The sequence below is a fragment of the Massilia sp. Masssp93 genome (assembly GCF_059491295.1).
This window is the reverse complement of record NZ_CP168502.1, coordinates 3,380,055-3,401,176: the sequence shown is the minus strand read 5'-3', so window position 1 is coordinate 3,401,176 and position 21,122 is coordinate 3,380,055. Positions and strand designations below refer to the sequence as shown.

Genomic DNA, 21,122 nt, shown 5'->3' with positions numbered 1-21,122 from the left:
TCAATCGGCTGTTGTGTGGTGCGCCAGTTCGGCGACGGTGGGGTAAAGGTAAAGGTCCTTGATGCTCAGGGCGACGCGGTCCGGGCCGCCGTCCAGCACCGCGAGCAGCTTCACGGCCAGCAGCGAATGGCCGCCGATGGCGAAGAAGTTGTCGTGGATGCCGACCTGCGGCAGTCCCAGCACCTCGCACCAGACGGCGCAGAAGCGCTCCTCCCGCGGCGTGCGCGGCGCGGCATAGCCGTCGTCGCCGCGGCTCAGGTCGGGCGCCGGCAGGGCCTTGCGGTCGGTCTTGCCGTTGGGCGTGAGCGGCATGCGCTCGAGCAGCACGTAATGGGCGGGCACCATGTGCTCGGGCAGCGTCGCGGCCAGTGCCGCGCGCAGGGCGGCCGCGTCCAGCGCGGCGCCGTCGTCGACCACGGCGTAGGCGACGAGGCGCTTGTCGCCGGGGACGTCCTCGCGCGCCAGCACGGCCGCTTCGCGCACGCCGGGCAGCGCGGTCAGGGCGGTTTCGATCTCGCCCGGTTCGATGCGGAAGCCGCGGATCTTGACCTGCTGGTCGATCCGGCCGAGGAATTCGATGGTGCCGTCGGGACGCTGGCGGGCCAGGTCGCCGGATTTATACATGCGCGCGCCGGGTTCCGCGCTGAACGGATCGGGGATGAACTTCTCGGCCGTCATGCCGGGCCGGCGCAGATAGCCGCGGGCGACCCCGGCGCCGCCGATGTGCAGCTCGCCGGCCACGCCGACGGGCACCGGGTTGAGCCACGCGTCGAGGATGTAGATCGCGGTGTTGGCGATCGGACGGCCGAGCGGCAGCGGCAGGTTGAAGTCGTCGCGCGCCGTGACCGGATGGTGGCAGGCGAAGGTGGTGGTCTCGGTCGGTCCGTAGCCGTTGCTGAGCAGGATCGATGGGTTGGCATCGCGCAGCGTGCGCGCGTGGCCCGGCGACAGCGCTTCGCCGCCGGCGAGGATGTGGCGCATCGACGCGAGCGCGGGCAGCTGGTGCTCGACCATCTGGTTGAACAGGGCCGCCGTGAACCATGCGGTGTCGATGCGCTGGGCGGCGATGAGGCGGCCCAGGTCGGCCACCGAGCACGGGCCGGGCGGCGCCAGCACGAGGCAGGCGCCGCCGAGCAGCGTGCTCCAGATCTCGAAGGTCGACGCGTCGAAGCTGACGGGGGCGAACTGCAGCACGCGCTGTTCCGGCCCCAGTTCGCAATAGCCGCCGTGGACGAGGCGCAGCACGTTGCGGTGGCTGACGGCCACGCCCTTGGGCTGGCCGGTGGAACCGGACGTGTAGATCACGTAACACAGTCGCTCGGGATGGACGGCGAGGTCCAGGTTAGTGTCGGCGTCCACCGCGTCGTGGCGGGTGTCCAAACAGAGTACGGGCAGTTCCGGCCCGACCGGCAGCCGGGCCAGCAGCTTCGTATCGGTCACCAGCAGCGCCGGGGCCGAATCGGCCAGCATGTGAGACAGGCGCGCGGCGGGATAGGCGGGATCGAGTGGCACGTACGCCGCGCCGGCCTTGAGGATCGCGAGCAGGGCGACGATCAGGTCCGGCCCGCGGTCCAGGCACAGCGCGACCTGGGTGTCCGGCGCGACGCCTTGGTGGCGCAGGCGGCGCGCCAGGCGGTTGGCGCGCGCATTCAGTTCGGCATAGGCGAGCGTGCCGCCGTCCCACGCCAGTGCGGTGGCTGCGGGCGTGCGGGCAGCCTGCGCCTCGAATGCCTGGTGCACGCCGGGGTGCGCCGGATAGGTCGTGGCCGTGTCGTTCCATTCGACCAGTTGGCGGCGTCGTTCAACGTCGTCCAGCAGCGGCAGCAGGGCGACCGGCGTGGCCGGGTCGGCGGCGACGGCGCGCAGCAGGTGCAGCCAGTGGTCGCGCAGGCGGTCGATGGTCGTCGCGTCGAACAGGTCCGTGTTGTATTCGAAGGCGCAATCGAAGCGGCCGCCGGTTTCGGTGACGCTGAGCAGCAGGTCGAAGCGCGCGGTGCCGGTGTCGGTGGCGGTCGTGTCGATGCGCACGCCGGGCAGATCGAGTTCGCCGGTCGGGGCGTTCTGCAGCACGAGCGCGACCTGGAACAGCGGTGCGTGGCCCAGGTGGCGCTCGGGCTTGAGGGCTTCGACCAGCATGTCCAGCGGCAGGTCCTGGTGGGCGTAGGCGTCCAGCGCCGTGGCGTGGGCCTGGGCCAGCAGGGCGCTGAACGGCGCCGCGGGGTCGATGCGGGCGCGCAGCACCAGCGTGTTGACGAAGAAGCCGATCAGGTCCTCGGTCTCGCTGCGGTTGCGGTTGGCGATCGGGGCGCCGATGCAGATGTCGCGCTGGCCGCTGTAGCGGTGCAGCAGGACCTGGAAGGCGGCGGTGAGCACGACGTACAGCGTGGTGCCGGCCCGCTTGACCAGGTCGTACAGCGCGGCGGCCGCGTCGGCATCGACCGCGAAGGCCAGCGTCGCGCCGTGGTGGCGCTGCACCGGCGGGCGGGGACGGTCGGTCGGCAGTTCGAGCAGCGCCGGCGCCCCGGCGAGCTGGCCGGTCCAGTAGTCGAGCAGGCGGCGCTTGACGTCGCCGCCGAGCCACTGGCGCTGCCAATGGGCGAAGTCGGTGTATTGCAGCGCCAGCGGCGCCAACGGCGACGGCAGGGCGCGGACGTACGCGGTGTATGCGGCCGTGAGTTCGCGCAACAGCACACCCATCGACCAGCCGTCGGAGACGATGTGGTGCATGGTCAGCAGCAGCACGTGTTCGGCGGCGGACAGGCGCAGCAGGGTCCAGCGGATCAGGCGGTCGGCGGCGAGGTCGAACGGCGCGGCCGCTTCGGCCAGCGCGAGGCGGCGCACTTCGGCGCTGCATGCCTCGCCGTCCAGCGTCGACAGATCGATGGCGGACAGCGTCACGGCGGCATGCGGCACGACCTGCTGCTCCGGCGTGCCGTCGACGACGACGAAGCGGGTGCGCAGCGCGTCGTGGCGTTGTACGACGGTGTCCAGCGCGCGCCGCAGGTGCTCGATATCCAGGTCGCCGCTGAAGCGGATCGAGAACGGCATGTTGTAGAACGGGCTGCCTGGCTCGTACTGGTCCAGGAACCACAGCCGCTGCTGGGCGAACGACAGTTGCAGTGCGCCCGGCGGCGCCGGCAGGATCGGTGCGAGGGATGCGTCCGTGCCGTCGCGCACGGCAGCATCGACGCGGGCCGCCAGCGCGGCGACGGTCGGCGCCTCGAACAGCGCGCGCACGGGCAGTTCCAGTCCGAACGCGGCCCGCACCTTGGACATGACTTGCGTGGCCAGCAGCGAATGCCCGCCCAGCGTGAAGAAGTTGTCGTCCGCGCCGACGCGGTCCAGGGCCAGCGTGCCGGCCCAGATGGCGGCCAGCGCCTGCGCGGTGGCACCGGCCGGGGCCACGTAGCCGGTGTCGCCGCGTTTCAGGTCGGGCGCGGGCAGGGCCTTGCGGTCGGTCTTGCCGTTGGGCGTGAGCGGCATGCGCTCGAGCAGCATGTAATGGGCGGGCACCATGTGCTCGGGCAGCGTCGCGGCCAGTGCCGCGCGCAGCGCGGGCGCATCCAGCGCGGCGCCGTCGTCGACCACGGCGTAGGCAACGAGGCGCTTGTCGCCGGGGACGTCCTCGCGCGCCAGCACGGCCGCTTCGCGCACGCCGGGCAGCGCCGTCAGCGCGGTTTCGATCTCGCCCGGTTCGATGCGGAAGCCGCGGATCTTGACCTGCTGGTCGATCCGGCCGAGGAATTCGACGGTGCCGTCGGGACGCTGGCGGGCCAGGTCGCCGGACTTGTACATGCGCGCGCCGGCTTCGCCGCTGAACGGGTCGGGAATGAACTTCTCGGCCGTCATGCCGGGCCGGCGCAGATAGCCGCGCGCGACGCCGGCGCCGCCGATGTGCAGTTCGCCGGCGACGCCGACGGGCACGGGGTTGAGCCACGCGTCGAGGATGTAGATCGCGGTATTGGCGATCGGGCGGCCGAGCGGGAGCGGCAGGTTGAAGTCGTCGCGTGCCGTCACCGGGTGGTGGCAGGCGAAGGTGGTGGTCTCGGTCGGACCGTAGCCGTTGCTGAGCAGGATCGATGGGTTGGCGTCGCGCAGCGTGCGCGCGTGGCCGGGCGACAGCGCTTCGCCGCCGGCGAGGATGTGGCGCATCGACGCGAGCGCGGGCAACTGGTGCTCGACCATCTGGTTGAACAGGGCGGCCGTGAACCATGCGGTGTCGATGCGCTGGGCGGCGATGAGGCGGCCCAGGTCGGCCACCGAGCACGGTCCGGGCGGCGCCAGCACGAGGCAGGCGCCGCCGAGCAGTGTGCTCCAGATCTCGAACGTGGACGCGTCGAAGCTGACGGGGGCGAACTGCAGCACGCGCTGCTCAGGCCCGAGTTCGCAATAGCCGCCGTGGACGAGGCGCAGCACGTTGCGGTGGCTGACGGCCACGCCCTTGGGCTGGCCGGTCGAACCTGACGTGTAGATCACGTAGCACAGTCGCTCGGGGTGGACGGCGAGGTCGGGGTTGGCGTCGGCGTCGGCGTCGGCGTCGGCGTGCCCTGAAGCGTAGGCATTCGTCGAGCGGTCGGCGTCCGTGGCGGCGTCGTGGCCAGCGTCCAGGAGAAGCACCGGGAGCTCGGGCCCGACCGGCAGCCGGGCCAGCAGCTTCGTATCGGTCACCAGCAGCGCGGGCGCCGAATCGGCCAGCATGTGAGCAAGCCGCGCGGCGGGATAGGCGGGATCGAGCGGCACGTACGCGGCGCCGGCCTTGAGGATGGCGAGCAGGGCGACGATCAGGTCCGGCCCGCGGTCCAGGCACAGCGCGACCTGGGTGTCCGGCGCCACGCCGTGGTCGCGCAGGCGGCGCGCCAGGCGGTTGGCGCGCGCATTCAGTTCGGCATAGGCGAGCGTGCCGCCGTCCCACGCCAGTGCGGTGGCTGCGGGCGTGCGGGCGGCTTGCGCCTCGAATGCCTGGTGCACGCCGGGGTGCGCCGGATAGGTCGTGGCCGTGTCGTTCCATTCGACCAGTTGGCGCCGCGCTTCGGCGTCGTCCAGCAGCGGCAGCAGGGCGACCGGCGTGGCCGGGTCGGCGCCGACGGCGCGCAGCAGATGCAGCCAGTGGTCGCGCAGGCGTTCGATGGTCGTCGCGTCGAACAGGTCCGTGTTGTATTCGAACGCGCAGTCGAACTGGCCGCCGGTTTCGGTGACGCTGAGCAGCAGGTCGAAGCGCGCGGTGCCGGTGTCGGTGGCGGTCGTGTCGATGCGTACGCCGGGCAGATCGAGTTCGCCGGTCGGGGCGTTCTGCAGCACGAGCGCGACCTGGAACAGCGGTGCGTGGCCCAGGTGGCGCTCGGGCTTGAGGGCTTCGACCAGCATGTCCAGCGGCAGGTCCTGGTGGGCGTAGGCGTCCAGCGCCGTGGCGTGGGCCTGGGCCAGCAGGGCGCTGAACGGCGCCGCCGGATCGATGCGGGCGCGCAGCACCAGCGTGTTGACGAAGAAGCCGATCAGGTCCTCGGTCTCGCTGCGGTTGCGGTTGGCGATCGGGGCGCCGATGCAGATGTCGCGCTGGCCGCTGTAGCGGTGCAGCAGGACCTGGAACGCGGCGGTGAGCACGACGTACAGCGTGGTGCCGGCCTGTTTGCCCAGGTCGTACAGCGCGGCGGCGGCGTCGGCGTCGACCGCGAACGACAGCGTCGCGCCGTGGTGGCGCTGCACCGGCGGGCGGGGACGGTCGGTCGGCAGTTCGAGCAGCGCCGGCGCGCCGGCCAGTTGACTGGTCCAGTAGTCGAGCAGGCGGCGCTTGACGTCGCCGCCGAGCCACTGGCGCTGCCAATGGGCGAAGTCGGTGTATTGCAGCGTCAGCGGCGCCAGTGGCGCGGCCAGGCCGCGGACGTACGCGGTGTACGCGGCCGTGAGTTCGCGCAGCAGCACGCCCATGGACCAGCCGTCGGAGACGATGTGGTGCATGGTCAGCAGCAGCACGTGTTCGGCGGCGGACAGGCGCAGCAGGGTCCAGCGGATCAGGCGGTCGGCGGCGAGGTCGAACGGCGCGGCCGCTTCGGCCAGCGCGAGGCGGCGCACTTCGGCGCTGCATGCCTCGCCGTCCAGCGTCGACAGATCGATGGCGGGCAGCGTCACGGCGGCATGCGGCACGACCTGCTGCACCGGCGTGCCGTCGACGACGACGAAGCGGGTGCGCAGCGCGTCGTGGCGTTGTACGACGGTGTCCAGCGCGCGCCGCAGGTGCTCGATATCCAGCTCGCCGCTGAAGCGGATCGAGAACGGCATGTTGTAGAACGGGCTCCCTGGCTCGTACTGGTCCAGGAACCACAGCCGCTGCTGGGCGAACGACAGTTGCAGGTCGCCCGGCGGCGCGGGCAGGATCGGCGCGAGGGATGCGTCCGTGCCGTCGCGCACGGCGGCGTCCACGCGGGCCGCCAGCGCAGCGACGGTGGGTGCCTCGAACAGCGCGCGCACCGGCAGTTCCAGCCCGAACGCGGCGCGAACCTTGGACATGACTTGCGTGGCCAGCAGCGAATGGCCGCCAAGCGTGAAGAAGTTGTCGTCGGCGCCGACGCGGTCCAGGGCCAGCGTGCCGGCCCAGATGGCGGCCAGCGCCTGCGCGGTGGCACCGGCCGGGGCCACGTAGCCGGCGTCGCCGCGTTTCAGGTCGGGCGCGGGCAGGGCCTTGCGGTCGGTCTTGCCGTTGGGCGTGAGCGGCATGCGCTCGAGCAGCACGTAATGGGCGGGCACCATGTGCTCGGGCAGCGTCGCGGCCAGTGCCGCGCGCAGGGCGGCCGCATCCAGCGCGGCGCCGTCGTCGATCACGGCGTAGGCGACGAGGCGCTTGTCGCCGGGGACGTCCTCGCGCGCCAGCACGGCCGCTTCGCGCACGCCGGGCAGCGCGGTCAAGGCGGTTTCGATCTCGCCCGGTTCGATGCGGAAGCCGCGGATCTTGACCTGCTGGTCGATCCGGCCCAGGAATTCGACGGTACCGTCGGGGCGCTGGCGGGCCAGGTCGCCGGACTTGTACATGCGCGCACCGGGCTCGCCGCTGAACGGGTCGGGGATGAACTTCTCGGCCGTCATGCCGGGGCGGCGCAGGTAGCCGCGGCCGACGCATACGCCGCCGATGTGCAGCTCGCCGGCCACGCCGATCGGCACCGGGTTGAGCCAGGCGTCCAGCACGTAGAAGCGCGTATTGTCGATGGGGAGGCCGAGCGGCACGTTATCCTGCGCCGCGCGCGGGTCGAACTGGAAGCTGCAGTTGATGTCCGACGTCTCGGTCGGGCCATAGGTGTTGTGGAACAGGGGGGGCTGCGCCACACGGCGGAACGACTCGGCCAGCAGCTGCGAGTTGACCACCTCGCCGCCGATCAGCACCTGGCGCAGTCGCAGCGGGCGTTCCGGGGTCTGGTAGGACAGCAGTGGGTAGAAGGCGCGCGTGGCGCAGTTCAGGATGGTGATGCCATCGTCCTCGATCTGGCGGAATGCCAGGTCCGGCGCGTAACCCTCGGCCGGCAGGTGTACTTCGGCCCCCACCGCGAGCATGGCGAAGATGTTCTTCTGGGTCAGGTCGAAGCTGATCGACGAGAATATCAGCGCCTTGTCCGCGGGCGTCACGTCGTAGTGCCGTATGTACCAGCGCACGAGGTTGTGCAGTCCCTGGTGCGCGACGGCGGCGCCCTTGGGCTGGCCCGTGGAGCCGGATGTGTAGATCACGTAGCACAGGTGCCGCGGGTCGCAGGGGGCGGCCAGGTCGGCGCCGGAATGGGCTGCCAGTGCGGGCCAGGCGGTATCGAGGCAAAGGGAAGGCGCGTCCAGCGCGGGCAGGCGCTCGAGCAGGCGTTCCTGCGTCAGCAGCATGAGCGGCCTGGCGTCTTCCAGCATGTAGCGCAGCCGTTCGGGCGGATAGCTGGCGTCCAGCGGCACGTAGGCGGCGCCGGATTTCAGAATGCCCAGCAGGCCGACGATCATCTCCAGCGATCGTTCCACGCACAGGCCCACCAGCGCGTCGTTGCCGGCGCCGGCCTGGCGCAGGTGGCGCGCCAGCTGGTTGGCGCGGGTGTTGAGTTCTTCGTAGGTGAGCGTGGCGCCGTCGCACACGACGGCCACGCGCTGCGGCGTGCGCCGGGCCTGCAGTTCGAACAGCTCGTGCACGGTGTGCGGTCCCGGCTCGACCGTCGCGGTGTCGTTCCATTCGACCAGTTGGCGGCGTCGTTCAACGTCGTCCAGCAGCGGCAGCAGGGCGACCGGCGTGGCCGGGTCGGCGGCGACGGCGCGCAGCAGGTGCAGCCAGTGGTCGCGCAGGCGTGCGATGGTCGTCGCGTCGAACAGGTCCGTGTTGTATTCGAACGCGCAGTCGAACTGGCCGCCGGTTTCGGTCACGCTGAGCAGCAGGTCGAAGCGCGCGGTGCCGGTGTCGGTGGCGGTCGTGTCGATGCGCACGCCGGGCAGATCGAGGTCGCCGGTCGGGGCGTTCTGCAGCACCAGCGCGACCTGGAACAGCGGCGCGTGGCCCAGGTGGCGCTCGGGGTTGAGGGCTTCGACCAGCATGTCCAGCGGCAGGTCCTGGTGGGCGTAGGCGTCCAGCGCCGTGGCGTGGGCCTGGGCCAGCAGGGCGCTGAACGGCGCGGCCGGGTCGATGCGGGCGCGCAGCACCAGCGTGTTGACGAAGAAGCCGATCAGGTCCTCGATCTCGCTGCGGTTGCGGTTGGCGATCGGGGCGCCGATGCAGATGTCGCGCTGGCCGCTGTAGCGGTGCAGCAGGACCTGGAAGGCGGCGGTGAGCACGACGTACAGCGTGGTGCCGGCGCGTTTGCCCAGGTCGTACAGCGCGGCGGCGGCGTCGGCATCGACCGCGAAGGCCAACGTAGCGCCGTGGTGGCGCTGTACGGGCGGGCGCGGACGGTCGGTCGGCAGTTCGAGCAGCGCCGGCGCGCCGGCCAGTTGACTGGTCCAGTAGTCGAGCAGGCGGCGCTTGACGTCGCCGCCGAGCCACTGGCGCTGCCAATGGGCGAAGTCGGTGTATTGCAGCGCCAGTGCGGCCAGCGGCGACGGCAGGCCGCGGACGTACGCGGTGTACGCGGCCGTGAGTTCGCGCAGCAGCACGCCCATGGACCAGCCGTCGGAGACGATGTGGTGCATGGTCAGCAGCAGCACGTGTTCGGCGGCGGACAGGCGCAGCAGGGTCCAGCGGATCAGGCGGTCGGCTGCGAGGTCGAACGGCGCGGCCGCTTCGGCCAGCGCGAGGCGGCGCACTTCGGCGTCGAGCGCCCCGCCATGCAGCATCGACAGATCGATGGGGGGCAGCGTCACCGCGGCATGCGGCACGACCTGCTGCGCCGGCGTGCCGTCAATGACGACGAAGCGGGTGCGCAGTGCGTCGTGGCGCTGGACGACCGTGTCCAATGCGCGCCGCAGGTGTTCGGTGTCCAGGTCGCCGCTGAAGCGGATCGAGAACGGCATGTTGTAGAACGCGCTGCCGGGCTCGTACTGGTCCAGGAACCACAGCCGCTGCTGGGCGAACGATAGTTGCAGCGCGCCGGGCGGCGCCGGCAGGATCGGCGCGAGGGATGCGTCCGTGCCGTCGCGCACGGCAGCATCGACGCGGGCCGCCAGCGCGGCCACGGTGCGCGCCTCGAACAGCGCGCGCACGGGCAGTTCCAGCCCGAACGCGGCGCGCACCTTGGACATGACTTGCGTGGCCAGCAGCGAATGGCCGCCCAGCGCGAAGAAGTTGTCGTCGGCGCCGACGCGGTCCAGGGCCAGCGTGCCGGCCCAGATGGCGGCCAGCGCCTGCGCGGTGGCACCGGCCGGGGCCACGTAGCCGGCGTCGCCGCGTTTCAGGTCGGGCGCGGGCAGCGCCTTGCGGTCGGTCTTGCCGTTGGGCGTGAGCGGCATGCGCTCGAGCAGCATGTAATGGGCGGGCACCATGTGCTCGGGCAGCGTCGCGGCCAGTGCCGCGCGCAGCGCGGGCGCATCCAGCGCGGCGCCGTCGTCGACCACGGCGTAGGCAACGAGGCGCTTGTCGCCGGGGACGTCCTCGCGCGCCAGCACGGCCGCTTCGCGCACGCCGGGCAGCGCGGTCAGCGCGGTTTCGATTTCTCCCGGTTCGATGCGGAAGCCGCGGATCTTGACCTGCTGGTCGATCCGGCCGAGGAATTCGACGGTGCCGTCGGGACGCTGGCGGCCCAGGTCGCCGGATTTATACATGCGCGCGCCGGGCTCGCCGCTGAACGGGTCGGGAATGAACTTCTCGGCCGTCATGCCGGGCCGGCGCAGATAGCCGCGGGCGACGCCGGCGCCGCCGATGTGCAGTTCGCCGGCGACGCCGACGGGCACCGGGTTGAGCCAGCCGTCGAGGATGTAGATCGCGGTATTGGCGATCGGACGGCCGAGCGGCAGCGGCAGGTTGAAGTCGTCGCGCGCCGTGACCGGGTGGTGGCAGGCGAAGGTGGTGGTCTCGGTCGGACCGTAGCCGTTGCTGAGCAGGATCGATGGGTTGGCATCGCGCAGCGTCCGCGCGTGGCCCGGCGACAGCGCTTCGCCGCCGGCGAGGATGTGGCGCATCGACGCGAGCGCGGGCAACTGGTGCTCGACCATCTGGTTGAACAGGGCGGCCGTGAACCAGGCGGTGTCGATGCGCTGGGCGGCGATGAGCCGGCCCAGGTCGGCCACCGAGCACGGACCGGGCGGCGCCAGCACGAGGCAGGCGCCGCCGAGCAGCGTGCTCCAGATCTCGAACGTGGACGCGTCGAAGCTGACGGGGGCGAACTGCAGCACGCGCTGTTCCGGTCCCAGTTCGCAGTAGCCGCCGTGGACGAGGCGCAGCACGTTGCGGTGGCTGACGGCCACGCCCTTGGGCTGGCCGGTGGAACCTGACGTGTAGATCACGTAGCACAGTCGCTCGGGATGGACGGCGAGGTCCAGGTTAGTGTCGGCGTCCACCGCGTCGTGGCGGGTGTCCAAACAGAGTACGGGCAGTTCCGGCCCGACCGGCAGCCGGGCCAGCAGCTTCGTATCGGTCACCAGCAGCGCGGGCGCCGAATCGGCCAGCATGTGAGCAAGGCGCGCGGCGGGATAGGCAGGATCGAGAGGGACGTACGCCGCGCCGGCCTTGAGGATCGCGAGCAGCGCGACGATCAGGTCCGGCCCGCGGTCCAGGCACAGCGCGACCTGGGTGTCCGGCGCGGCGCCGTGGTCGCGCAGGCGGCGGGCCAGGCGGTTGGCGCGGGCGTTCAGTTCGGCGTAGGCGAGCGTGCCGCCGTCCCACGCCAGCGCCGTGGCCGCGGGCGTGCGGGCAGCCTGCGCCTCGAACGCCTGGTGCACGCCGAGGTGCGCCGGATAGGTCGTGGCCGTGTCGTTCCATTCGACCAGTTGGCGCCGCGCTTCGGCGCCGTCCAGCAGCGACACGTGTTCCCAGCGGGTGGTGCCTGACACGATCTGGTGCCCGACCCGTTCCATGTGCCGCAGGAGGCCGTCGCCGTCCAGGCCTTTTTCCGCGTGCTCCAGTTCCAGCCGGACGCCGTCCGCGCCGACGTGCGCGTGGAAGCGGGCGTTCGCGTCGCCCGCATCCATGGCCGGCGCGGCGTCGCGGCGCAGCACGGTGCCGATGTCGCCGGCCGGGCCGTTGTCCGTGCAGTCGATCGGCAGCGGACCCGCCGCCGTCATCATGGCGAAGGGCGCGCGATGGCCGACATGGCGCGCGAGCAGGAAGCCGCACAGCACGTTCAGGAAGCGGGCGGCGGGGATGGCCTGGCGCTCGCAGTAATCGACGATCTTGCGCCAGCCGTCGCCGGACAGGGTCTGTTCGTGACGGCGCATGCTGCGCTGGCCGCTGGAGTTGGCACTACTGTTGACGCTCTTGCTCATGTGTGATTCGGGTGCGCTGATCGTGGATGGACGTGACTACAGGAATAAGCGGTAAGCCGGGTTGGATGTCTCTTCCCGGTAGCGGAAGCCGCCGCTCTCCAGGAAGGACTGGAACGCCGCGTCGTCGCCGGCCGGCACGTGCAGGCCGGCCAGCACCTGGCCGACGTCGCCGCCCTGGTTGCGGTAATGGAACAGGCTGATGTTCCAGTCCGGCGCCATGCGCGTGAGGAACCGCAGCAGCGCGCCGGGGCGTTCGGGGAACTCGAAGCGGAACAGGCGTTCGCCGCGCGAGGCCGCGCTCTGGCCGCCGACCAGGTGACGCAGGTGCAGCTTGGCCAGCTCGTCCTGGCTGAGGTCGCGCGCCTCGTAACCGTGTTCGGCCAGGTGGCGCACCAGCGCGGCCGCGTCGCCCCGGCGCGCGATCTGCAGTCCCGCGAGCACGTGGGCGGGGCCGGACTCGCGCATGCGGTAGGCGAATTCGGTGACGCTGCGCGTGCCGATCGACTCGCAAAAGCGGCGCAGGCTGCCCGGCCGTTCGGGAATCGACACCGCGAGCAGGGCTTCGCGCTGCTCGCCCATCTCCGCGCGCTCGGCAACGAAGCGCAGGCGGTCGAAGTTCATGTTGGCGCCGCAGGTGACGGCGACCAGGTGTTCGTCGCGCAGCGGCGTGCCCGCCTGGGCGGCGCGCTCGACGTAGGCCTTGGCGCCGGCCACGGCCAGCGCGCCGGCCGGTTCGACGATGGCGCGCGTGTCCTGGAACACGTCCTTGATGGCGGCGCAGACCTGGTCGGTGTCGACCAGGAGGATCTCGTCGACGTACATGCGGGCCAGGCGCAGGGTCTCCGCGCCGACCTGGCGGACGGCGGTGCCGTCGGCGAACAGGCCGACGTCGGGCAGCATCACGCGTTCGCCGGCTTCGATGCTGCGCCGCATGGCGTCCGAATCGGCGGCCTGCACGCCGATGACGCGGATGTCGGGCCGCAGCGCCTTGACGTAGGCCGACACGCCCGCGATCAGGCCACCGCCGCCGATCGCGCAAAAGATGGCGTGGATGGGGCCCGGATGCTGGCGCAGGATCTCCATGGCGACGGTGCCCTGGCCGGCGATGACGTCGGGATCGTCGAACGGGTGCACGAAGGTCAGGCCCTGGGCCTGCTCCAGTTCCAGCGCATGGGCGTAGGCGTCGCTGAACGAGTCGCCGTGCAGGACCACCTCCGCGCCGTGCGCGCGGACGCCGTCCACCTTGACCGGCGGCGTGGTGGTCGGCATCACGACCACGGCGCGGCAGCCGAGCTTCGCGGCGCACAGCGCGACGCCCTGGGCGTGGTTGCCGGCCGAGGCGCAGATGACGCCCTGGTCGAGCTGCGCGCGCGGCAGGGCGGCCATCTTGTTGTACGCGCCGCGCAGCTTGAAGCTGAACACGCTCTGGGTGTCTTCCCGCTTCAGGTGCAGCGTATTGCCCAGGCGCGCGGACAGGGCGGGCGCCTGCGTCAGCGCGGTTTCCTCGGCGATCTCGTACACGCGGGCGGTGAGGATGCGTTTCAGGTAGTCGAATGCGGTCTGGTCCATGTGGCGGGCTCCGGGTTCAGAAACTGTGGTCGATGTCGCGCGCGCCCACGGCGTGCCACATGCTGATCAGGCGGTCCGACAGCAGCCGCGTGTCGCGCGTGCTGTAGACCCGTTTGAGCCAGCGCCGTCCCTCCACGGCGCCGCGGCCGTGCATGCAGCGGTAGTTGTTAAACAAAAGCAGGTCGCCCGGCTCGAGCACCAGATCCAGCGCCACCGCGTCGGCGGCGCGCTTCCAGGCGTCGACGGCCGCCTGGGCCGCCGGATGCAGGCCGTCGACGTAGACGCCGCAGCGGGTCTCGTCGCGCCCGTCGATCTCCTTGAGCAGTGCGCTGTCCACCGTCAGGGTGTAGCCGTTGACGTCGAAGGACTGGTCGTGGCGCAGGCGGAAATCGGGCTGGCGCAACGCCACCAGGTGGGCCGCCGACAGTTGGCGCTTGACCAGGTCGACCGTGGCGATGCGGGTCGGCGCCGCGCTGTCGTTGTTCAGGCAGATCAGCGCGCCCACCTCCGGCCGCGCCGCGCGCGGCAGGAACGGGCTTTCCACGTGCATGTGGAAAGCGACCCGGCCGGCGTTCGACTGGGTCTGTTCGGCGCCGCCGATCGGATGCACGTCCTGCAGGATGGCGCCGTTCTTTTCCTCGACGTAGCCGAAGTTGGCCAGCCCCAGCGCGGCGGTCACGCCCACCAGCAGGCTTGACGCCAACGGCGCCGGGCCGACGGCCCAGTCCCGCGCCAGCGCGTCGACGGGCAGGTTGCGCAGCAGGCAGAACGGAACGTCGCCGCCGAACAGGGTGGCGCCGATCCGCTCCAGCGGCAAGGCCGAGGCCTCGACCGCCTCGCGGCAGGCGCTCCCCGCCGGGGCGGCCTGCAGCCGTGCACGCAGGGCGTCGCGCCCGGCGGCGTCCAGCGTATATACCAGTCCGAGGCCCTGACGCGGGACGGCCGTGTTCTGTTGTTCGGAAATCGTTGTCATGGTGACCCGGTGATGGTTGTGGATGGGACCGTGCCGGCAGGCGCCGGCGCGGGTGGCGCGTCAGCGCAAGGCGCGCTGGTCGTGCAGCGGGCCGTAGCAGCGGTTCTCCCAGCGGTTGATCTCGATCACCCAGATGTCGCGGTAACCCGGCGCGCCGTCACGCGACTCGATGTTGGTGGCGTAGTGCACGAAGCGCTCGTCGTCGATCGCGATCGCTTCGTTCTCGGCCAGGGTATGGCGGAACAGCGGCGTGTGATCGTGCGGGAGCATGACCTGCGTTTCGCCGCCGACCACGTTGGCGCGCCTGGCGACGCCCACCACGCTGAATTCGTGGCCGTCCCGGTGCGGCCCCTCGGGCACGGTCACGCCTTTGTAGTCGGCGTCGACGATGACGCGGATCTGGTTGACGTTGATGTGGTATTGCTGCGCGCGGTCGACCGGCAGCTGTTCCATCACCGACGTGATCAGCTCGGACGGGTCGATCTCGAGCTGTTCGCGGTGGCGCGCCACGCCGCCGGCCTCGGCGATGCGGATGTATTCGGCCGACTGCACGTAGCGGCGCCGCGGCAGCAGCGCGTAGATCCACTGGCCGTTCTCGCAATAGCCGAAATACTGCGACAGGCGGATGCGGCGATGGCGCGACAGGCTGTGCTCGTCGCGCGGCAGGCGGTTGAAAGAGTCGAGCACCTCGTCGGACAGGGGCGCGGTGCGGATGACGGCATAGCCGGTCTGGACGATTTCGTCGACAGCGGCGGACGGGGCTGATTCGAGAACGATCATGTCATTGCCTCAGTGATGAATGGATGGGTCAGTTGGGAGCCAGGTCGAACGTGGCCACCTCGTAGGGCGCGATCGCTTCGATCAGCTTGCGCGTGATGCCGCGGTACATGTCGCAGGCGGACGGCTCGACCGACGCCACGTCGCCGAATTTCTTTTCCAGCGGTCCCAGGCAAAGACCGGCGCAGAAACCCTCGATCTCGCAGCCGCCGCAGAAAGCGGGGTTCTGGCGGCGCAGGCTGGCGTGCTGGCGGTAGATGTCGGTGTCCAGCAGTTCGGTACCCTGCAGGACGTTGCCGTACAAGCCGGAGCCGGCCTTGCACGAGAACACCGAGCCGTTCGGTTCGATGCTCAGCTGGGCGCCCTTGGCGGAGCAGTTCTTGAAGCCGCGGTGGCTGACGGCGTCGAAGCCCAGCAATACCTGGAAGATCTGGTGCCAGTAACCGGTCAGTACCACGCCGCGCGTGCGGCCGTATTCGATCACGCCCCACAGCTTTTCGACGATCGCGGGCGCCCCGAACTTGGAATAGAAGGTCGGGTCGAAGTCGACCACCACGCCGATCTCGCGCGCACCGTAGTCAACCGCCAGGTCGACGATGGAATTGTCGAACTCGTCCCAGGTATCCGAGGTCAGCGCGGAGTTGATGGCCACGCGGTTCTGGTATTTTTGCAGCATGCGCAGCCCTTCCATCACCACCGGCGCGCTGTCGCCGCCGTTCTTCAGGGGACGGCTGGTGCTCTTGGGCGAGTCGAAGCTGACGCACACGGCCACCTTGTGGCGGGCAAACGTCTCGGCCACTTCCTCGGAAATCAGCGAACCGTTGGTGACGGTGGAGTAGTTGATGACGATGCCGTGCGCGGCGCCGTTGCCGTAGGTGTCCAGTACGGCCTTGATGGCTTTCCAGTTCAGCAGCGGCTCGCCGCCGAAGAACTGCAGCATCACCTCGGTCACGCCCGTGCTCTTGGCGATTTCCAGCGCCTTGTCGACGTAGGCGATGGCGTCCTTCGGCTTCATCAGGCGGTTCTTCGGGTCGTACTGGTGCCCGATGCGGGCTTCCGACGCATAGATCGATTCGTTGATGTTGACCTTGATCTCATTCGGCGAATTCAGCCGGCTGATGTCGATTTTCTTGTATTGCTCGGCCACTTCTTCCTGCGGCAATTCCACGCCCTGCACGCCCTCGAAGCAATAGGTGCAGCCGAAATTGCAGGCATTGGTGAGAATCAGCTGGATGATGTTGACCTTATTCTGCGGCACCGGTGCATATTCCGGACCGGCGTCCACGCGGTCGAGCGGCACGAGCAACTGGCGCAATACCAGCTGCTGGATCAATTCCTCGCGGCGGGTGATATCGTCGCCTTCCAGGACGTTCGCCGCAATTTCCGTGGGCTCGGAAAACTGGCCCAGGATGCCGCTCGCGTCGGCATCGAGGAAACATAAACCGCCCAATTGGCGATGATATACGGCGACCCGGTCGCCGACCGGGAAATTAACTGCGTCTGGCGACAGGATGTATTTTTGAGCGTTCATTTTTGATTTATCGTCGGCGTTCAATTGTTGGGGCCGGATGGGCCGCCGGAGCGGCCCATGTCAATCGCGCCTGGGTATTACTTGCTCAGGCTGTGCTTCAGCATTTTGGAGCCGTGGATACGGCCGCTGGTGCCGCCCACGGTGCCGCCGACGGTGCCACCGACCGTGCCGCCGACCGTACCACCGACGGTGCCGCCCACCGTGCCGCCGACGGTGCCGCCGACCGTGCCACCCACCGTGCCGCCAATGGTTTGAATGTTCAGTTTATTCACGTGATTTTCCTTATTGAGATTAAAAACCGCCGCCGGCACTTGCCGTTGGCTTCTGTCCAGCCGCAACAGGCTGGCGAAAAAATCACGTAGGGGCGCCTCCGGGGTCGAATACCGGCATGACAAACCCATGGCTTCGGCAAATGCCGCAGCACGTTCTTTTTCCGCAAGGCCGCTAAGCCTGGGTTTTATTTCACGAATAACAAAGAATGAACGCCATGCAGGCCGGGAATGCCGGTGTGTGGATAGCGTTAAATATTGCCGAGGATATTCGACGTGAGTGGGAAAGGTATTCCCACAAGTGAGTTCCCAAAGTGATAGCAGCTGGGAGGGGTGTAATACGCAGGGATGGCCGCGTTATTGAGTGAATGCTAATGTCGTAAATATCATTTGTCAACTTTTTGTCGACACAAAATTGACCCAATTCGCAGCGCCCGATTTATCCCGGCGGCTCGACGGGCCGATAAAACAAGCCTTTCGCGAATTATAACGACGGGCCCGGTGGACGAATCTATCATATTGTCACCAATATCCGGCGCGGATTGCGGCCCGATTATTCAGGCTCGCCCGCCTGATAACCATTTTCCCCGGCGGATAATAGAAATGCCATGTCCGGGATTGTCGACGGTAATAATTATTTCCGAAAAAAATCTCTCGCATTCTCACTGTGTCCGCATGCACGCATGCGCATCCGTTCGCAATGCCGGGGGCGTGGACACCCGGGCGACGCGCATGCAACGGTCCGCGCGGACGAGGTCGCACCATATCGATCGTCCCTGCATGCCATGCGCATAAAGCGGCCCGGCCGCCGCCTGGCCGGGCCTGCCCGTCCAACTGTGAAATGACGAAACTCCCTCACTTCATGGGGGGCTTTTTTTCTTGTCATCCGTGGCAAGATTTTGGCTTGAAATGTGAAATCGCATCGCCGCCGCGGCGGCCCGAAGCGGACATCGGTCCCGTCCGCCGGCCGCCGGGCGGACATGCGCGGTGACGCCGCGGCCGCCGCGTCGCCCGAGGGGCACGCATGGTGGGTACTGATTGCCGGACCCTGCAGTGAAACCGAAAATATGCCAGATAGTTATATTGATCAAAAACAAATTTCATCTTTGTAACTTACGTTAAATATCAAAGTTGTACATTATTTCTCGTTCTGGTTTGACAGAGCGCATAACGCGGCAAACAGGAGATTGTTACATGGGTATTGATGATGTCCATCAGCAGCTCATCGGCAGAGTCATGCGGATCAGCGAGAGCGCCAGTTTCAGCCACGTCAACGACGAACTCGAGGAGATCAGCAGCCTGCTCGGTTTCGACGGGTTTTATTACTACGGCAGGTTCTACACGGGGAGCACCCGCTACATCGAGCAGGTCGAGTCCAACTACAGCGCCGCGTGGCACGAGCGCTACGACAAACTGCACTACGCGCAAATCGACCCGGTCGTCCATCACGCCCAGCAATCGCTCTGTCCGCTGATCTGGACCGACGACCTGTACAAGACCGAATGCCAGCGCCGGTTCCGGGGCGAGGCGCGCATGCACGGGCTGGCGGAAGGGGTCACGCTGCCGGTCCACGGCAGGAACGGCGACGTGGCGTTCCTCAGCCTTGCCGTGGCGCGCTCCGACGACGAGGCCAGGCGCCACGTGCGCGACATGCTGAACTGGGGCTCGCTGCTGGCCACGTTCACGCACGAGGCGATGCGCCGGATCGTCAAGACCCAGCGCATGGCGCCCGCGCCCAGGCTGACGAGCCGCGAAGCCGAAGTCCTGGGCCTGGTCGCGGGCGGGAAGAGCACGTGGGAGATTTCGCGGCTGCTCAATATTTCCGAGCATGGCGTGAGCCACCACGTGCGCAATGTCCTCTTCAAGTTCGACGTGGGAAGCCGTCATCAGGCCGTCGCGAAGGCGGTCGCGTTCGGGCTGCTGTAACACGGCCGGGACGGCTCACCTGCATGGTCAAGTACTACATCTTTGCGTAGTTCTTCGCCGGTTCGAACCGCGTTAGATTGGTCGGCGCAGTACATGTTTCCGCTGATCGATGCGGTGGTTGCCCGGCGTCGGCGGGCTGTTCATGCCGGGCCAGATATCCTGAGGAGTGTCACATGTTCGAGAGCGAGTGTCGGGTCAATCCCTGGCTGGTCCTGCGGACCAAGAGCCATCATGAAAGCGTCGTCGAAAGCGTCCTGCAACAGAAGCAGGTGCCGACCTACCTGCCCAAGCGCGCGGTCGTGCGCTGCTGCCAGGGCCGCAAGCGCAAGGTCGAAGTGCCCCTGTTTCCCGGCTACGTCTTCGTACGCCCGAGCGCGAGCCAGTACGAAGGCATGCGTTATATCCGCGGCTCGTGCGGGTTCGTGCTGGCCAGCGGCCGGCCGGCCGCGCTGCCCGAACAGGACCTGGATGCGGTCAAGATGCTGGTCGACAGCGGCGCCGACTTCACGGTCGATCCCGAGCTCGTTGCCGGGACGAAGGTGCGGATCGTGTCCGGCGCCTTGAGCGGCGTGCACGGCGAACTCGTGCGGATCAAGAACCAGCAGATCCTCGTCGTCAACGTCGACGTCGTCGGCAGCAGCGTCCGGGTGGAACTGGACCGCGGCGCCATCGAGGCGCTCTGAACGGCCATGCGGGCGGGCGCCATCCGCATGCGCCCCGCCCGCAGCGACTACATGTTCGTGTAGTTCTCCACGCCGCGGGGGCAGGATACAGTGCCACGCGGCATTCCCGGGCGCACATCGCCTTGTCCCTCGAGCCGTAACGCACAGGACGTGACGTTACGCGGCGGAGCCTGTCCGCCCGTTTTCGAAAGCGCCGGCCCAGGGCCGCACAACAACCTTGAGCATCTTCCCGACCATGAACTCCCAGCCAGCGATGCCGGCTTCCTTTCGTCTTCTCCTCGTGGCCGCGCTCGGATTCGTGCTGGACGGCCGCCTGGCGCAGGCGCAGGAGGTGGCGGGCCTGCAGCTCGAGCCGGCCGGCGCGGCGGACAGCGCGGATGCGGCCGATACGTCCGATTCGCCGCTGCGCGTCACCCTCGCCCAGGAAGCGGCGTACAAGGCCGAACAGCCGGACCGCCTGATCAAGAACCGCACGTCGGTCCGGCTCGAATATTCACAGTATTTCCTGGATCACTTCGTCGTCCAGTTCAGCGGCAAGACGATCGCCTTCCTGCAAAAAGACCATCGCCACGACGCCGAGCGGACGGACACCACGGTATCCCAGGCCTATGTGCAGACGAGCGCCGGCCAGACCAGCGTGCGCGCCGGCATCCAGGCGTTGGCGTGGGGTGAATCGCTGCTGGCCCCGATCACGGACGTGGTCAGCCCGCGCGACAACCGGGAGCTATTCAACTTCAACCTCGAAGAGCTGAGGATCGGCCAGCCGATGCTGGCCGTCGACCAGTATTCGTCGTTCGGGCGCTGGAGCATGTTCTGGATACCCAAGCCGGCGTTCAACAAGAATCCCAAGCCGGGAACGGCGTATTCGTTCGACCCGTTCAGGTACCGGAGCAGGATCGAAGGCGACGACGGCGGCGAATACGGCGCGAGCTGGAAGAAGAATTCCGAAAACGCGGACATCACGCTGATGGCCGCCAGCCTGGTCGACAACGACTACGGCCTGGCGATGAATGCCGACGGCACGGTGACGCGGGTGAAGGAGCGGTATGCGCTCGCCGGCCTCTCGTTCACCTACGCGCTCAAGAGCTTCGTGCTGCGCGGCGAGGCGGCGCTGAAGTCGTCGAAGGCATTCAACGACGCCGCGCTGCGGATCGTGAAGAAGCGCGCATTCGACAGTTACCTGGGGCTGGACTACCGCTACAGCGCCACGCTGACCGTGGGCGTGGAACTGGTCGACCAGCACATCGCCGGCTGGACCGGCGCGATCCAGGGCTATGCGCGCGACAACCGGTCGCTGTTGCTCAACGTGAGCAAGACCATGATGAACGACGACCTCACCGTCAACCTGCTGCACTTCCAGAACCGGCCCTATCGCGCCAGCGTCACCGTGCTCGAGTCCACGTACAAGTGGGACGACCACGTCACCCTCGGATTCAACGCCAGCGTGCCGGACACGAACGACCGCCGGAGCGCCCTGTGGAACGTACGCGACCAGAAGCAGGTCGGTTTCAAGATCCAGTACCAGTTCTAGC

Annotated in this window: 9 protein-coding genes; 3 read left to right on the top strand and 6 right to left on the bottom strand. The window is 68.6% G+C overall.

Going from position 1 to position 21,122, the window contains the following annotated elements; genetic code table 11:
- From ACEN9Q_RS13730 to ACEN9Q_RS13705, 6 genes are all read right to left on the bottom strand, one after another.
- The gene (locus ACEN9Q_RS13730; protein WP_495628850.1) at positions 1-11,862 is read right to left on the bottom strand and encodes a non-ribosomal peptide synthetase; all 11,862 of its coding nucleotides are present in this window, start codon (positions 11,860-11,862) and stop codon (positions 1-3) included.
- 36 nt (positions 11,863-11,898) lie between these two features.
- Entirely contained in the window at positions 11,899-13,431 is a 1,533-nt protein-coding gene (gene ilvA, locus ACEN9Q_RS13725) for a threonine ammonia-lyase, biosynthetic (protein WP_495628849.1), read from the bottom strand.
- Between the two features lie 16 nt (positions 13,432-13,447).
- Positions 13,448-14,404, bottom strand: a complete 957-nt coding sequence (locus tag ACEN9Q_RS13720; RefSeq protein WP_495628848.1) for a TauD/TfdA family dioxygenase — start codon at positions 14,402-14,404, stop codon at positions 13,448-13,450.
- A gap of 60 nt (positions 14,405-14,464) precedes the next feature.
- On the bottom strand, positions 14,465-15,184 hold the full coding sequence (locus ACEN9Q_RS13715; protein WP_495628847.1) for a 2OG-Fe dioxygenase family protein: 720 nt from the start codon (positions 15,182-15,184) through the stop codon (positions 14,465-14,467).
- Between the two features lie 28 nt (positions 15,185-15,212).
- On the bottom strand, positions 15,213-16,712 hold the full coding sequence (locus ACEN9Q_RS13710; RefSeq protein WP_495628846.1) for a radical SAM protein: 1,500 nt from the start codon (positions 16,710-16,712) through the stop codon (positions 15,213-15,215).
- A 77-nt stretch (positions 16,713-16,789) separates the two neighbouring features.
- Positions 16,790-16,984 carry a hypothetical protein gene (locus tag ACEN9Q_RS13705; protein WP_056440226.1) on the bottom strand — a complete coding sequence of 65 codons (195 nt, stop codon included), beginning with the start codon at positions 16,982-16,984 and terminating at the stop codon, positions 16,790-16,792.
- Between the two features lie 1,191 nt (positions 16,985-18,175).
- Here ACEN9Q_RS13705 and ACEN9Q_RS13700 point away from each other — a divergent pair.
- The 3 genes from ACEN9Q_RS13700 to ACEN9Q_RS13690 all read left to right on the top strand — a co-directional run bounded on the left by ACEN9Q_RS13700 (position 18,176) and on the right by ACEN9Q_RS13690 (position 21,121).
- Complete coding sequence (locus ACEN9Q_RS13700; RefSeq protein ID WP_082547882.1) at positions 18,176-18,907, top strand: helix-turn-helix transcriptional regulator; 732 nt, start codon at positions 18,176-18,178, stop codon at positions 18,905-18,907.
- A gap of 173 nt (positions 18,908-19,080) precedes the next feature.
- Positions 19,081-19,590 carry a UpxY family transcription antiterminator gene (locus tag ACEN9Q_RS13695; protein ID WP_056440222.1) on the top strand — a complete coding sequence of 170 codons (510 nt, stop codon included), beginning with the start codon at positions 19,081-19,083 and terminating at the stop codon, positions 19,588-19,590.
- A 235-nt stretch (positions 19,591-19,825) separates the two neighbouring features.
- Positions 19,826-21,121, top strand: a complete 1,296-nt coding sequence (locus ACEN9Q_RS13690; protein WP_495628845.1) for a DUF1302 family protein — start codon at positions 19,826-19,828, stop codon at positions 21,119-21,121.
- Position 21,122: the final 1 nt, after the last annotated feature.

Excerpts from the sequence above, each read along its gene's own strand:
- ACEN9Q_RS13730 (WP_495628850.1), bottom strand. The coding sequence starts at position 11,862 with ATGAGCAAGAGCGTCAACAGTAGTGCCAACTCCAGCGGCCAGCGCAGC.
- ilvA (WP_495628849.1), bottom strand. The coding sequence starts at position 13,431 with ATGGACCAGACCGCATTCGACTACCTGAAACGCATCCTCACCGCCCGC.
- ACEN9Q_RS13720 (WP_495628848.1), bottom strand. The coding sequence starts at position 14,404 with ATGACAACGATTTCCGAACAACAGAACACGGCCGTCCCGCGTCAGGGC.
- ACEN9Q_RS13715 (WP_495628847.1), bottom strand. The coding sequence starts at position 15,184 with ATGATCGTTCTCGAATCAGCCCCGTCCGCCGCTGTCGACGAAATCGTC.
- ACEN9Q_RS13710 (WP_495628846.1), bottom strand. The coding sequence starts at position 16,712 with ATGAACGCTCAAAAATACATCCTGTCGCCAGACGCAGTTAATTTCCCG.
- ACEN9Q_RS13700 (WP_082547882.1), top strand. The coding sequence starts at position 18,176 with ATGGGTATTGATGATGTCCATCAGCAGCTCATCGGCAGAGTCATGCGG.
- ACEN9Q_RS13695 (WP_056440222.1), top strand. The coding sequence starts at position 19,081 with ATGTTCGAGAGCGAGTGTCGGGTCAATCCCTGGCTGGTCCTGCGGACC.
- ACEN9Q_RS13690 (WP_495628845.1), top strand. The coding sequence starts at position 19,826 with ATGAACTCCCAGCCAGCGATGCCGGCTTCCTTTCGTCTTCTCCTCGTG.